Origin of the sequence: Sphingomonas leidyi, assembly GCF_011761945.1 — a bacterium.
GTDB lineage: Bacteria > Pseudomonadota > Alphaproteobacteria > Sphingomonadales > Sphingomonadaceae > Sphingomonas > Sphingomonas leidyi.
In genome coordinates, this window is the sequence record NZ_JAASQV010000002.1 from 104,129 (window position 1) to 117,533 (window position 13,405).

General features: G+C 68.0%; 16 protein-coding genes and 1 pseudogene. 4 read left to right on the top strand and 13 right to left on the bottom strand.

Annotated features, from left to right (window positions below; translation table 11 throughout):
• The first annotated feature begins 77 nt into the window (after positions 1 to 77).
• Positions 78 to 1,037: a lipase family protein gene (locus tag FHR20_RS10160; protein WP_167299547.1), complete on the top strand. Its 960-nt coding sequence runs from the start codon at positions 78 to 80 to the stop codon at positions 1,035 to 1,037.
• A 132-nt stretch (positions 1,038 to 1,169) separates the two neighbouring features.
• On the opposite strand, the gene FHR20_RS10165 is transcribed toward FHR20_RS10160, so the two are convergent.
• Positions 1,170 to 1,802, bottom strand: coding sequence for an outer membrane protein (locus FHR20_RS10165; protein ID WP_167299548.1), 633 nt, complete (start codon positions 1,800 to 1,802; stop codon positions 1,170 to 1,172).
• A 198-nt stretch (positions 1,803 to 2,000) separates the two neighbouring features.
• On the opposite strand from FHR20_RS10165, the gene FHR20_RS10170 reads away from it, so the two are divergent.
• Together FHR20_RS10170 and FHR20_RS10175 are read left to right on the top strand one after the other, a co-directional pair.
• A complete protein-coding gene (locus FHR20_RS10170; protein ID WP_167299549.1) occupies positions 2,001 to 2,177 on the top strand; it encodes a CopG family transcriptional regulator in 177 nt (58 codons plus the stop codon).
• A gap of 1 nt (position 2,178) precedes the next feature.
• Positions 2,179 to 2,424: pseudogene (locus FHR20_RS10175) on the top strand (type II toxin-antitoxin system RelE/ParE family toxin); the annotation flags it as partial.
• Positions 2,425 to 2,567: 143 nt separating this feature from the next.
• On the opposite strand, the gene FHR20_RS10180 reads toward FHR20_RS10175, so the two are convergent.
• Genes FHR20_RS10180 through FHR20_RS10195 form a run of 4 tightly spaced genes read right to left on the bottom strand, consistent with a single transcriptional unit; the run spans position 2,568 to position 4,403 of the window.
• Positions 2,568 to 3,626 (bottom strand): ribonucleotide-diphosphate reductase subunit beta, encoded by a 1,059-nt coding sequence (locus tag FHR20_RS10180; RefSeq protein ID WP_167299550.1) that lies wholly within the window; start codon positions 3,624 to 3,626, stop codon positions 2,568 to 2,570.
• 5 nt (positions 3,627 to 3,631) lie between these two features.
• A complete protein-coding gene (locus tag FHR20_RS10185; protein WP_137864450.1) occupies positions 3,632 to 3,844 on the bottom strand; it encodes a hypothetical protein in 213 nt (70 codons plus the stop codon).
• Positions 3,841 to 4,062 (bottom strand): hypothetical protein, encoded by a 222-nt coding sequence (locus FHR20_RS10190; protein WP_167299551.1) that lies wholly within the window; start codon positions 4,060 to 4,062, stop codon positions 3,841 to 3,843. The genes FHR20_RS10185 and FHR20_RS10190 overlap by 4 nt, the downstream gene beginning before the upstream one ends.
• Positions 4,059 to 4,403: a hypothetical protein gene (locus tag FHR20_RS10195; protein ID WP_167299552.1), complete on the bottom strand. Its 345-nt coding sequence runs from the start codon at positions 4,401 to 4,403 to the stop codon at positions 4,059 to 4,061. Before FHR20_RS10195 ends, FHR20_RS10190 begins: the two co-directional genes overlap by 4 nt.
• Positions 4,404 to 4,504: 101 nt before the next feature.
• On the opposite strand from FHR20_RS10195, the gene FHR20_RS10200 reads away from it, so the two are divergent.
• A complete protein-coding gene (locus FHR20_RS10200; RefSeq protein ID WP_167299553.1) occupies positions 4,505 to 4,768 on the top strand; it encodes a DUF2171 domain-containing protein in 264 nt (87 codons plus the stop codon).
• 89 nt (positions 4,769 to 4,857) lie between these two features.
• On the opposite strand, the gene FHR20_RS10205 is transcribed toward FHR20_RS10200, so the two are convergent.
• The 8 genes from FHR20_RS10205 to FHR20_RS10240 all read right to left on the bottom strand — a co-directional run bounded on the left by FHR20_RS10205 (position 4,858) and on the right by FHR20_RS10240 (position 13,260).
• Positions 4,858 to 5,280 (bottom strand): SPFH domain-containing protein, encoded by a 423-nt coding sequence (locus tag FHR20_RS10205; RefSeq protein ID WP_243857281.1) that lies wholly within the window; start codon positions 5,278 to 5,280, stop codon positions 4,858 to 4,860.
• 945 nt (positions 5,281 to 6,225) lie between these two features.
• Complete coding sequence (locus FHR20_RS10210; protein ID WP_279589412.1) at positions 6,226 to 6,522, bottom strand: phosphatase PAP2 family protein; 297 nt, start codon at positions 6,520 to 6,522, stop codon at positions 6,226 to 6,228.
• Entirely contained in the window at positions 6,506 to 6,757 is a 252-nt protein-coding gene (locus FHR20_RS10215; protein ID WP_167299555.1) for a hypothetical protein, read from the bottom strand. The genes FHR20_RS10210 and FHR20_RS10215 overlap by 17 nt, the downstream gene beginning before the upstream one ends.
• Before the next feature lie 131 nt (positions 6,758 to 6,888).
• Entirely contained in the window at positions 6,889 to 7,362 is a 474-nt protein-coding gene (locus FHR20_RS10220; protein WP_167299556.1) for a DedA family protein, read from the bottom strand.
• A 43-nt stretch (positions 7,363 to 7,405) separates the two neighbouring features.
• Positions 7,406 to 10,423, bottom strand: coding sequence for an efflux RND transporter permease subunit (locus FHR20_RS10225; protein WP_208413613.1), 3,018 nt, complete (start codon positions 10,421 to 10,423; stop codon positions 7,406 to 7,408).
• Positions 10,424 to 10,473: 50 nt separating this feature from the next.
• Entirely contained in the window at positions 10,474 to 11,514 is a 1,041-nt protein-coding gene (locus tag FHR20_RS10230; RefSeq protein WP_341786433.1) for an efflux RND transporter periplasmic adaptor subunit, read from the bottom strand.
• The gene (locus tag FHR20_RS10235) at positions 11,511 to 12,863 is read right to left on the bottom strand and encodes a TolC family protein (protein WP_341786434.1); all 1,353 of its coding nucleotides are present in this window, start codon (positions 12,861 to 12,863) and stop codon (positions 11,511 to 11,513) included. The genes FHR20_RS10230 and FHR20_RS10235 overlap by 4 nt, the downstream gene beginning before the upstream one ends.
• Positions 12,864 to 12,957: 94 nt before the next feature.
• Entirely contained in the window at positions 12,958 to 13,260 is a 303-nt protein-coding gene (locus FHR20_RS10240) for a PepSY domain-containing protein (RefSeq protein ID WP_167299559.1), read from the bottom strand.
• Positions 13,261 to 13,405 lie beyond the last annotated feature (145 nt).

The following is a 13,405-nucleotide window of genomic DNA, read 5'->3' on the forward strand; positions in this document are numbered from 1 at the left end:
TTCGACTCCGGTGTTAACCCTAATTGCCTGTGCACCATCCGCCAGGGCAAGGTTGTATGGTTCGGGGAGTATTGCCGATGCACGACTGCATGAAACGCCGCCTGCTCTACGCTTCCAGCCAGGCCTATCAGCCGGCCATGCACGTCCATGGCCGCAATGTCGGCTGGATCGAGGCGCCCTTCGTCGTGCGCCGCGAGAGCGCGCTCGGCCAGCGCCAGATCGACCAGGCGCTGGTCGGCCGCACCTCCCAGGGCGTGGTGGTGGCGTTCCGCGGCTCGCTCCCGCCCTTTTTCGGCAGCGCGCATGACGGCTGGGACGTGGTGCTCGACTGGCTGAACGACGCCTTCTCGCTGTGCGTCGAGGATTCGCATTATGGCGGCGGCGTGCATTTCGGCTTTGCCGAATCGACGCGCCGGCTGTGGAACGACTTGGGCTCGGGCCCCGGCGTGCGCACCGCGATCCAGGCAATGCTCGACCAGAGCCTGCTCGACCGCAAGGCACGGCGGCATCTGTTCGTCACCGGCCATAGCAAGGGCGGCGCGCTCGCCAATCTGGCGGCGATGCGATCGGCCCAGGTGAAGGAATGGGCGGACCTGCCGGTGAGCGTCGCCACCATCGCCGCGGCGCGCGCCGGCAATGCCGATTTCGCCGCCAGCTATGACCGTACCCGCATCGCCTGCCTGCGCTACGAGATGCCGGGCGACGTGGTGCCGCATCTGCCGCTGAGCCCCGCCACGCCGGCCTGGGCGCGGGCGATCGCGCGCGGCGTGTTCCCCCGGCTCGCGACCGCCGATTATCGGCCGGTGGGGCTGCTCGTCGCGCCGCCGCCTGCGCCCAAGGCGGGCCACCAGGCCTGGGCCGGCTCGCGCCGCCCGGTGCGCAGGCTGCTCGACCGGCGCGGCGCGGGGCTCGAGGCGCTGACCCCGGCGATCCTGACTGCGCATGCCATCTGCCCGGGCAGCGGCTATGACCGGCTGATCTGCGACGGCGAAGCGGTGTGCGATCACGGCCAGGAGCCGAAGCGCAAGCGGGCCTGAGCGCGCGGGTTCGGCCGCTACGAGTCCGTTTCCGCACAAGGGCTTCCGAGCCCCGGATCGAGTCCGGCATCGGCATGACGAAGCAAGCGGCGGCGCGCGCTCCCGGGGAGCCGCGCCGCCGTTGCCGTGCCGTCAGAAGTGCGCGATCAGGCCGGCCATCGGGCGGAAGCTCTTCGCGTTGTTGAACGTGTTGATCTCCATGCGCAGGCGCACGCCGCTATTGCCGGTGACGCCGCCCAGGCCGATGTCCCTGGGCCCGACCTCGACGCCGGCGCCATAGGTCATCGCGTGATAGTCGCGGCTGTCGTTGCCGAGCGCGTCGAAATTGACCCATTGATAGCCGACCTTGCCATAGATCATGCCGCTCTCGCCCGCGCGCAGGCCGAAGCGGCCGGCGGCGCCATATTCCCAGTCGATATCGCCCTTGATGCCCTTGGCGACATTGCCCTCGGCACCGACAAAGACCGGCCCGAGCGGAATGTTGATGCCGGCGACGCCCTGGACCAGGGCACCGTCATAGGCCTTGCCGCTCGCGGGAATCGGGATGCCGGCGTTGGACTGGCGATCGAACCGCTCATAGCCGCCCAGGATGCCGATATAAGGCTCGATCCCGAAGGCGCGGGTGCCGTCGGGTGCGGTCCTGGCCGGCATGGCGGTGGTGGCCGCCTCGGCGGGAGCGCTGTCGGTGCCGGCATCCTGCGCCTGGGCGGCGGGGACGACGAAGGGCAGCGCGGCGAACGCCGCGGCGGCAAGGAGTTTACGCATGTCGGGGGAACCTCGTGGCTATTTCAAACACTCGCCCCGCCGAAGGCGACCCAGATACGCGGGCGCTGGCGGCGGGGCATGGGGTCAATGCACGAGGAGTCCGCCGGGTTGCATTGCAGCATGGAATTGCGGCGGGGGTGTTGCCTTGGGGACACGGTTGGGGCTTCGGCAGGAGTGCGAAGCTGGTATTTTCCTGACATGACCCGCGAACGCTCCCTGTTCGACGAACGTGACCCTGCTGCCGAAGCGGCAGCGGATGCGCGTGCCGAGGCCGATGTGGGGGCGGGCCGGCTGGTGGGGCATGATGCCGTGAAGCGCTGGATCGCTTCCTGGGGAACCGAAGCACCGCTGCCCCGTCCCAAAACCGGCGAATAGCTTGCGCAAGATCGTCTGGACCGAGGAGGCGATCAGCCATCTCGAAGCCATTCTTGCCTATGTCTCCGCATTCAATCCCGGCGCGCCATCGCGGCTGGGCGAACGTCTGATCGCGGTGGCGGACAGCTTGGCGGCGTTCTCCGAGCGTGGTCGCGATGCAGGCGAAGGCCGGCGGGAAATGACCAGCGTCTGGCCCTATATCCTGCGATATCGGGTGGAGAGCGACACGGTCATCATCCTACGCATCCGGCGGGGGCGCGGGATGAGGTGGAGGAATAGGAGGAGATTGGCTACCGGGTTGTTCCAAGCGTGTGTGGGCGGCCATTTCGACCACCCACACTTCACGCGGCCCCAACCTGGATCATGCAGGCCTTGGTCGCCTTGGGGCAATCACTCCGCCGCAATCCCCGCCTTGGAGAACATGTCCGGCCCGCCGTCCCCGCCATCCTCGTTGGCGACCGGCGTGATCTTGGCCTTCTGGCGCTTGTCGAACGAATCCCACACTTCGTTCCATGCACCCCGGGTCGCCGCCTTCGAATATTCCGTCGCGCGGGTCTCGAAGAAATTGGCGTGCTCCACGCCGTTCAGCAGCGGGGCGAGCCAGGGCAGCGGGTGCTCCTCGACCATGTAGATCGGCTTGAGGCCGAGCTGGCCCAGGCGCCAGTCCGCGATGTAGCGGACATATTTCTTGATCTCCTTGGGCGTCATCCCGTTCACCGGGCCCATCTCGAACACCAGGTCGATGAACGCGTCCTCGATGCGCACCGTCTTCTGGCACATGTCGAGAATGTCGTCGCGCACCGACGGGTTCAGGCAGTTGCGCTCCTTGCAGAAGGCGTGGAACAGCTTGATGATGCCCTCGCAGTGCAGGCTCTCGTCGCGCACCGACCAGGACACGATCTGGCCCATGCCCTTCATCTTGTTGAAGCGCGGGAAGTTCATCAGCATCGCGAACGAAGCGAAGAGCTGCAGCCCCTCGGTGAAGCCGCCGAACATGGCCAGCGTCTTGGCGATGTCCTCATCGGTATCGACGCCGAAGGTGCTCAGATAGTCGTGCTTGTCCTTCATCTCCTTATACTGGAGGAAGGCGGCATATTCGGTCTCGGGCATGCCGATCGTATCGAGCAGGTGCGAATAGGCGGCGATGTGGACCGTCTCCATGTTGCTGAACGCCGTCAGCATCATCTTGATCTCGGTCGGCTTGAACACGCGGCCATATTTCTCGTGGTAGCAATCCTGCACTTCCACGTCCGCCTGGGTGAAGAAGCGGAAGATCTGGGTAAGCAGGTTGCGCTCGTGATCGGTGAGCTTCTGGGCCCAGTCGCGGCAATCCTCGCCCAGCGGCACTTCCTCCGGCAGCCAGTGGATCTGCTGCTGGCGCTTCCAGAACTCGAACGCCCAGGGATATTCGAAGGGCTTGTAGGTCTTGCGGGCTTCGAGAAGCGGCATTGGGGTTACTCCGTGACGAACTGAGAATAGAGGAAGATCGAAGCGAGGATCGCTGCGGCGAACTGGAGGATCACGCCCCCGGTCCGGATGCCGCGCAGCCCTTCCGGGCCGGGATCGTCATTGCCGAGCAGGCGGGCAGCGACGAGACGTGGCGCCAGCGTGAAGACCCCGCCCAGAATCCCGAAGAACGAGAAGGCGCCGACCAGGGGGTTGCTCATGCCGCCCCTCCCGCCAGCGTGAACGCCGCCGCGAAGCCGCCGAGGAACAGGCCGAGCGCGAAGAGCATCATGCCGGCGATGCGCAGGGCATAGGCCGTCGCCTCGGCCTCGGGCAGGCCGAGCGCACGGCGGACCCGGCCGGGGCGAGCAAGCGCCGTCAGCCCCGCGGCGCCCGCGGCAGCGGCCAGCCCGGCCATCAAGGCGATGCTGCGCGTCATTCGTGGTCGATCACCCGGCCGCCGCGCTCGCGCACGATGCGGTCGCGATAGACGATGCGCGTCACCCGGTGCCCGCGATTGGCGCCGACGCCGAATACGCAGATGCCGAGGAAATAGCCGAAGTCGTACCAGCCGCCATTGTTGGGCACGGCATAGACGGCGACTTCGGGCATCAGCAGCGAGAGGAACCAGGCGACCGGGAAGATGAAACCGTGCCACAGGCCAAGCAGGAAGCCCGGCGCTTCCGGCTGTACGGCGCTCGGCACCTGCTTCGCGCAGGCGGCAAGCAGCAGGAAAGCGGCAAGCGGCAGGGCGCGCCAGGACGTGCGGACATGCTTCATGCGATCCTCCTTTCGGATGGGCGACGGGCGGCGCAGGCGGCTGCATCGTTTCCCGGCCGCGTGCGTTGAGCGAACGAACCATCCCCCCAAGGAGACCCGGCATGAGCGATGTGCGTGCAATCCAGGAGCATATGGAAGTGATCGGCGCCGACGGCGTCCATGTCGGCACGGTCGACAAGGTCGAAGGCAACCGGATCAAGCTCACCAGGAAGGACAGCGCCGTCGAGATCGAAGGCGCGACCGGCAGCCATGCCGGGCATCATCACTATGTCTCGATCGGCCTGGTCGCCGGCGTGGAAGGCGACAAGGTGCGCCTGTCGGCCACCGCGGCCAATGCGGTCGAGATCTTCGAGGAAGAGGCCTGAGGCCCGTAGGCGGCGCGCGGCCCCGGCCCGCACCACCGCATCACGGCCGGCGCGGCGCGGATCGCGCATGCAATGGCCGCGCGCGCACATCAGTCGCCTGCTTCGGCCGGCTGTCTGATCCGGCGCGATTCCGTGACTGGCAGACCGGCCTCGGTCGGCACGTAGATCAGCGACGCCTTGCTCGATTCGAGCGCCTGGATCTGCAGATAGCGCAGATAGCCCTCGGGCCCGCCCAGGCTGTTCTGCAGGATCGCATTGGCCTGTGCAGCGCCACGCGCGCGGATCACTTCGGCTTCGGCGAGTTGCGTCGCGCTTTCCTTCTTGGCACGCGCCTCCAAGATCGCGACCTGCCGCGAGGACTGCGCCTCGGCCAGCGCCGCTTCGCCTGCCAAGCGCTGCGAATAGACGCGATATTGCGGCCAGGCGACGAGTATGGCGAGCAGCAGCACCGCCGCGACACCCGCGGCGATCGCCGTACATCCCATATTCTGGTTCATGTCACCCAACCTCATCGGCTCATCCTTGCCGGATCCGGAATCCAGCCACACCCCCGGTGGCGCGCCGGCGCCCGGAACCATGGCCCGCCGTCGTCATTGGCAATATGGGACACTGCCACGCGTAAACTTTGTGCTGGAGAAGCGTATTTTCATCAAAAACCTCCATACAACCCACCCATCGGAGACAGCGTCGTAAACTTTGAAGAGTTTCGACGGCCCCGCTGGACCCAAAGGTTTACGTTGCGATCAGGCTACTCCAATCCGAATCCGCGTGTCACTCCCAAAGCGCCTCACCGGCGGCAAATTTGTGGGGATAACACCACATGTTGAGGAGCTTGCTATCACGCCAACCCCAAATATGGGGATTTCGAATGTTTTCTATATGTTCTAATCTAGCAATCGAAACGAAGGTTTTCAATCGCTTTCCACCGTCGGTGGTCACAATCTGAGCGATCGGTGGAGTTGCAAAGCGCCACTGCACTTTGCAACTCCACCGATCGCAACCCGGCCCGAAGCGCCGGGAAACGGGCGCTAGCCGAAGCTACTGCATTGTCGGCACGATGGGACGTTCGAGCCCATTTCCCGGACAGATTTCGTCTAGATCAGGACGATCCTGAAAGACTTTTGCGCTCCAGAATTCGTTCTGCAACGATCCCGACGCCGCTGGTAAATCCTAGTGGCGGGGCTTCAGAACCCCAGAGCTCACGGCCGGTCACATACATCGCGTGGCCGGGTGGCCGTCGAGCATGTTTAAGGCTTCGCCTAAAGGCGGCGGCGCCTTGGCGTGAGTTCAAGTTCTGAACACCCGGCTTCCGCCGGCCCGTCCTATACAAATGAGGAGGAGCGGAATGCGGATTAAATTCCCCAATCGAGTGGAGTTCCCGAATGCGCCCTCCGGGTTTTCGCACCTGTTGTACGTGTTCAATGGTCTCGGGGTCACTGCGCTAGGCGACCTGTGGATCAACGCGCATGTTTGGATTGGAGACCAACGCCTATCCTCGAGACCGAGGAAGCAGCGGCAGAGCCCGCCCAGTCGGCGAGGACGTCGGTGGGCCAATGGACACCGAGATAAAGCCGCGAGAGCCCGATCGCCACGACCAGGAGCACCGCGAAGGCCATCGGGAAGCGCTTGCTTGCAGCATTGGGCAGCCGCTCGGCGGCGACGACGGCGAGAGTTAGATATACGATCTCGGACAAGGCTGCGTGCCCATTCGGAAAGCTCGCCGCGCTGAAGGTCGCTTCAATGCTCCACCGCATCGGGCCGGGCGCGATCGGCCAGGGCCTTCACGCCCTGCACGACCAGCATTCCCAGGGCGGCTTGCGCGCAGAGGATTGCTGCAAGCCGGCGTGTGCCCACGGCGAGCAACAGCCCCGCCGCGCCGAGCATCACCAGCACCAGCACCAGCGTCGCGGTTTCGCCGAGCACGGTCAGATCGAGCATGACGGCGTGGAGGCCGGCGAACCCGCCGAGATGGTCGCGGATCCAGACCAATGCCGCGCGGTCATAGGCATCGAATTCACCCTAGAGGATCTCCGAAGCGAGCTTGAGCGTGGCAAGCATCGCCAGCGCCGTACCGGCCACCGCCGCAGCGATGACGAGATGCGGCCGCGCGACCCAGTCCTTCATGAACGGTGCCATCGAGCCACCCGCCATAGATACCAACCAAGCAGCAGGCCGGTCACGCCGATCGAACCCCAATCGACGACCGCGCGCACTTCGGGGAAGCGCTGTCCGGGGAACAGGCCGGCCAATGTCAGGGTGCTGGTCCAGGCAAAGGTGCCGAGCAGCGACCAGCCGAGAAAAGGGAGGAGCGGCATCGCCAGCAGCCCGGCGGGGATCGGGACGATCGAACGGAGCGTCGGAACCAGCCGTGCGAGGCAGACATAGAAGATGCCGTGCCGGTCGACCAGCCCGTGAAGGCGCTCCGCCCCGACCACACGCGCCAGCACATACCAAGCGATATTGCCGGCCATCGCCCCGGCGGTGCCGGCCGCGATCACGCCCGGCGTCGACAAGGCGCCGCGCCCGGCCTCCATGTCGGCCAGCGGCATGATCCCTTCGGAGGGCAAAGGCGGGAACAGCGTCTCGGCGAACATCAGCAGGGCGATGCCGAAATTGCGATCGCCTGGCCCCAGTCGCTTATTCCACCACCTGCTCCGCCGCTCTGCGACCGTCCTGCGGAAGCGTCAGGCGCAGCAGCGCCGGCATGGCGACCAGCACCAGCGGATATTGCAACGCCAGCCCCGCGATGATCGCCACCGCGAGCGGCTGTTGGATTCCCGATCCCTGGCCGATCGCCAAGGCGAGCGGCAGCAGCGTCAGGATCGCGGCAAGCGTGGTCATGGTGATCGGCCGCAGGCGGTTGCGGCTTGCCTCGCGCACAGCCGCGAGCGGCGGCATGCGATGGCGCAGCTCCTCGAACTCGGAGACATAGAAGATCGCCATCTCGGTGCCGATGCCGATGATCATCGTCATGCCCATCAGCGCGGTGATGTTGAGGTCGAGCCCGGCCAGCCAGAGCGCGATGAACACGGCGGTGGTCGAAAGCAGCGAGCAGCCGATGATGATCAGCGGCGTCGCGAAGCGGCGATAGAGTATCAGCAACAGGATGAATTCGGCGATCAGCGCGGCGACGAACACCCGCGCCAGCCCCGCAAAGGCAATCTGCTGCTGCTGGTAGAGCCCGCCCATCTCGTAGCGGATGCCGGGCGCGAGCACGCCCGGCGCGTCGATCGCCTTGGTCACGTCGCCCACGGCGGCACCGATACCGCGTCCGGTGATGCGCGCGGTGACCGCCACCATCGGCTCGAGATTCTCGCGGCTGATCTGCGGCTGCCCGCGGACGGGCTGGAGCGCGGCGACGCGCGAAAGGGCGAAGACATGCCCGTCGGGCGCACGGATCGGCAACCGGGCCAGCTCCTCCTGAGTCAGCGTCGCCACGCCCGGCAGGCGGACGCGCACGTCCACCGCCTTGGCAGGCTGCGCGATCGAAGTGGCCACCACGCCGGTCAATGCACTGTCGAGCGCAGCCTGCACGTCGCTCGGCGCGACCCCCTCGAAGCCCGCGCGCACCGGATCGATCTTCACGTCGATCGCGTCGCCGGCGAGCTGAAGCCCGCTCTTCACTTCGACCACGCCGGGGATCTTCCCGATCAGCGCCGCGACTTTCTCCGCCTGCGGGCCGAGCAGGCCGGCATCGGACGCATAGAGCTTGACTTCGATCGGCTGCGGCACCGCGGTCAGGTCGCCGATCAGATCCTCCATCAGCTGCGCGACTTCGACTTCGACGCCGGGAACCTTCTGCGCCACTTCCCCGGCCACGGCGTTCATCGCCTGCTCGGCCGGCATCGAATGGCCGGGCTTGAGCCGCACGAAATAATCGCCGTGATAGCTCTGGCCGAGATCGCCGCCCAGGCCGGTGCCCAGCCGCCGGGAAAAGGTCTCGACCTCCGGGTTCGCGCGCAGCAGCGCATCGACCTGGGCCATGCGCCGGTTGCTCTCGTCGAGCGAAGTGCCGGGCGGCGTGAAATAGTCCATCACGAAGCCGCCTTCGTCGACCTTGGGCATGAACCCGGTCGGCACGCTGGAATAGGCGACATAGCCGAGCAGCAAGAGCGGAACGGCGGCGAGCGCGAGCAGCCAGGGCCGGCGCATGGTGCCGTCGATCAGCTGGTCATGCCGCCGCGTCATCCACCCTTCGCGACCGGCATGCGCCGGCTCCCCGCCGTCGAACCTGAGCAGCCGCCGGGCGAGGACGGGGACGACGAACGCCGTCATCGCCCAGGAGATCGCCAGCGCCGCCGCCATGGTGAGCGACAATGCCTTGGAAAAGGCGCCGGTGACGCCGGTGAGGAAGGACAGCGGCAGGAAGACGATCAGCGTCGCCAGGCTCGATCCGGTGAGCGGCGCCAGGAACTCGCGCGCGGCGGGCAGGATCGCCGCCGCGCCGGCCGGCGCCTCCGGCGGCGATCCCTCGCCCTGGGCGCGGCGGACGATGTGCTCGATCATCACGATCACGTCGTCGATGAGGAGGCCCACCGCCGCGGCGATGCCACCCAGCGTCATGATGTTGAAGCTCATCCCCGCGATCATCAGGACCAGCACCGTAGCCATGAGAGTCGCGGGAACCACGATCAGCGCCACCAGCGTCACCCGCCAGCTGCGCAGGAAGACGAGCAGCACGATCGCGGCCAGCACCAGCCCGATCAGCACCGCGTCGCGCACGCTGGCGAAGGACTGGCTGACCAGCTCGCTCTGGTCGTACCAGTTGCGCAGCTGGACGCCCGGCGGGAGCTTGAACCCGGCGAGCCTCGCCTGCACGTCGCGGGCGATCCGCACCGAATTGCCGTCCGGCTGCTCGTAGATGTTGAACAGCACGGCCGGCCTGCCGTCTTCCGACACGCGCAGCCATTGCGGCAGGACGCCGTCCTGCACCGTCGCGACGTCGCGCACCCGGATCACGCCGCCGGGACTCGACTTGACGACGACGTCGCCGATGCGATCGGGCGAGGCGATGGCATGGTCGGCGATGACCAGCGACAGCCGCCCGCGGTCCTGGACCTGGCCGACGGCGCTCAGGACATTGCCGTTGGCGATCGCCGCGGAGAGGTCGCTCATCGCCAGGCCATGACCGGCGAGGCGAGCGGGATCGGCCAGCACCTGGACTTCCTGCGTCTCCCCGCCCTGGACGTCGACCCGGGCGAGGCCGGAGACGCCGGAGAGCAGCGGCGTGATCTGGTAGCGCGCCAGGTCCTGGAGCTGGGTCGGCGACATCCGGTCGGAGACGAGCGCATAGGAGATGATCGGGAAGACCGTGGGGTCCATCCGGCGCACATTGTAGCGGGTGCCCGCGGGCAGCCCCGCGACGGCGCGCGCCATGGCGGCGTCCACCTCGAGCGTGCTCGCCACCATGTCGCGGCCCCAGCCGAAGTCGATCGAGATCTGCGCCGCGCCGCGCGACGTCTCGGAACGGACATTCTGCACGCCCGGCACCGCCCGGATCGCCTGCTCGATCGGACGAGTCACGACGAGCGCCGTCTGGTCGGCCGGGCGGCTGCCCGCATCGATGTCGACCACCACCCGCGGGAAGGAGACTTGCGGGAACAAGCCGATCGGCAGCGACAGGGCGGAGACCAGCCCCGCCAGGGCCAGCGCCATCGCGACGACGACGAACGCGCGCGACTGGCTCGAGAGCAGCTTGCCGAAACTCACTTCGCAGCGCTCGTCCGGACCGCGTCGCCGTCCGCGACCTGATAGGCGCCGTCCAGGATCAACGGCTGGCCGGGCGCGACCGGTCCGGAAACCACATCCCGTTCCGGTGTCGAGGCCAGCAGCTGCACCGGCACCGCGCGCGCCTTGCCGCCGGCGATCTGGAACAGCATCGCCTTGCCGTTCGCATCGAACGCCACCGCCTTGTGCGGCACGATCCAGCCATGCGCCTCGCCGGTGACGGTGGCGACGCGCACCGCCTCGCCCGCCAGGAAGCTGCCCGCCGGATAGGCGATGTCGACATCGACCTGGCGCGTCACCGGATTGAGGATCGAATCGACCCGCACGACATGGCCCGTGACGGTGCCGCCGCCTTCCATCCGCGTCAGCCGCGCCTCGGCGCCGACGCGGATCCGGTCGCGCTGCGCGGGATCGACGCCCGTGGTGATCACCATCGCGCCGCTGCGCGCCACCGTCGCCAATGCCGCGCCGGGCTGGGTGCGATCGCCTGCGGCCACCGGCACCGTCGCCACCACGCCGTCGAACGGCGCACGGAACGTGATCGTCCCCGAGCCGGCGCCTTCGGCCCGCAGCGCGGCGAGCTGGGCGCGCGCATCGGCGAGCGCCTTCTCGGCCTGGGCGAGCTGGTCGCGCGTCGCGAGTTGCTGGCCGAGCAGCTGGGCAGTGGAATCGCGCTGCGACGTGGCGGCCTTCACTGCATCGGCCGCCTGGGCATAGGCGCTGCGGGCGGTCGGCGCGACTGCGAAGACCAGCAGCGGCTGGCCGGACCGCACGGCGACCCCCGCCGTCACCAGCAGGCGCAGCACCTGGCCCGGCTGCGATATGCTGATCGTCTGCTGGCCGTTGCCCGCGGCCGCCGCCGTGCCATAGGCTTCGACGAGCATCGGCAGGCTGCCCTGGACCGGGCGTACCACGGTCACCAGGGCCGAGGGCTCGGCCCGATCGTCGGGCCGGCCGCCGCCACAGGCCGCCAGGACCGCGGCGAGCGCCAGGGCCGCGGCATGTCGCACGGGGTTCACCGTGCCGCTCCCGCCGTGCCCGGATCGGGGAAGCCGAGCGTGTCGACCGCGGGCAGGTCCGCGCCGATCAGGGTCTGGATGGCGACCTGCCGGTCGATCAGGGCAATCTCGAGCGTCATCGCTTCCTGTTCCTTGGAAAATCGGGTGCCGAGCAGATCGACGAAGGCGCGTTCGTCGAGGTTCGCGGCAGCGAAGGCGGCCGCCGCGCGATCGGCGGCACGGCGCGCTTCGGCCAGGTCGTGGCGCGTGGCGGCGAGCTGGAGCGCGATCTGCGCATGCTCGGCAAGCAGCGCACCGACCTCGCCGGTCACGGTCGCGAGGCGCGCGGCATATTCGCGATTGAGCTGCGCGCGCGTGGCTCGCGCGATCGCGATATTGCCCTGGTTCCGGTCGAACACCGGCAGGCCGATCTGGGCGTTGGGGCCGCCATTGATCACCTTGGCATTATCGCTGCTCACCGAGGCGCCGAGCACGAGATCGGGGAATTGCGACAGGATCGCCACACGCAGCTGCTCATCCTGCGCGGCATAGCCGGCACGCAGCGCAAGCAGGTCGGGCCGGCGCTGCGGGAGCGTCGCCAGCATCGCGCGGATCTCGGTGGGCTGGAAGGGCGGCAGGTCGATCGCATCCGCGAGCGGCAGCACCACCTCCGGTGCGATCCCCAACAGCGCGTTGAGCTTGTGGCGGTTGGCGAGAAGCGCCTGGTCCTGCTGGAGCAGGGCTGCGCGCGCGGTCTGCAGCGCGACGGCGCTGGGCGCCAGCGTGGCGAGCGTCGAATTGCCTGCCTCCAGCGCCTTGCGCCCGGCGGCCTGGCGCTTGGCCATCAGCGCATAGGCCTGTTCGAGCATCGGCCGCAGCCGATCGCCGAGCACGATGTCCGCCGCCAGCTGCCGCGCCTGCCCCGCAACCTGCCATTCCTGCCAGAGCAGATCGGCCTCGACCTGGTGCAGGCTGTCGCGCGCCGAGCGGCGCTTGGGCTTCAGGACGATGAGCGACTTGATGTCCTGGGCCAGGCCCAGATTCCAAGCGGGCACCGATCCGGCGCCCGAGAGCAGCGGCAGGATCGCGCCGGTCAGGCTGGGATTGGGCAGCACCCCGGCCTGGACCAGCTGCGCCTCGGCCACGCCGCGCCTGGTCCGCGCCGCCTGCAGGTCCGGGTTGCGCGCGACGGCCAGCGCCGCGACGTCGCCGATCGTGAGCGGGCGCGCGGGCAGATCGGGAATGGCGGCGAGCGCGGGCGCAAGCGGCGCGGCCTCGGGCAGCGGCGCCGGCGCATAATGCGCGCAGCCCGCGACCGTCAGTCCCAGACCGAGCAGCAACGGAATGCGAAGGCCAAGGGCGAAGGGCACGAAACCTCTGGGAACGGAGGGAAGGAGACGCCGCCGCCCCGCGACAGGGATGGGGCGGCGCGGCGGCGTCCTGACCGATAACAGGGAGGATCGGTCAGTCGGGATGGGGCCCCTCCGCCACATTCTCGAGCACGCGGCCGGTCATCGCGTCGATGCCGACCTCGAAGGTCTTGGCGCCCGCCTTGATGTCGAAGGAATAGCGCAATCCGCTGCCGCCCTTCTCGGCCTCGAGCTCGTGATCGGTGACCTTGCCCGGCCGCGCCTTGAGCGCGATTACCTGGGCCTGGGCCAGAGTGAGGCGCGGCTTGGGCGCCCGTTGCTGCGGCGCCGCGAAGACTGCGGCGGGCAGCGCGACGGCACCGGCCGCCAGGATCAGGAGTCGGTTGGTGTTTCGCATCGTCAATGCTCCTCTGCCCCTGCCGCCGCCTTTCTAGCCGGCGCGACATTGGCAGAGCTTGAGGCGAACATTGGGAATCCCCAACTTGCACCTCGGGCGCGGCCGGGCATTGTCGGTGCGCCTGGATCAGGCTGGCATGGGCTGA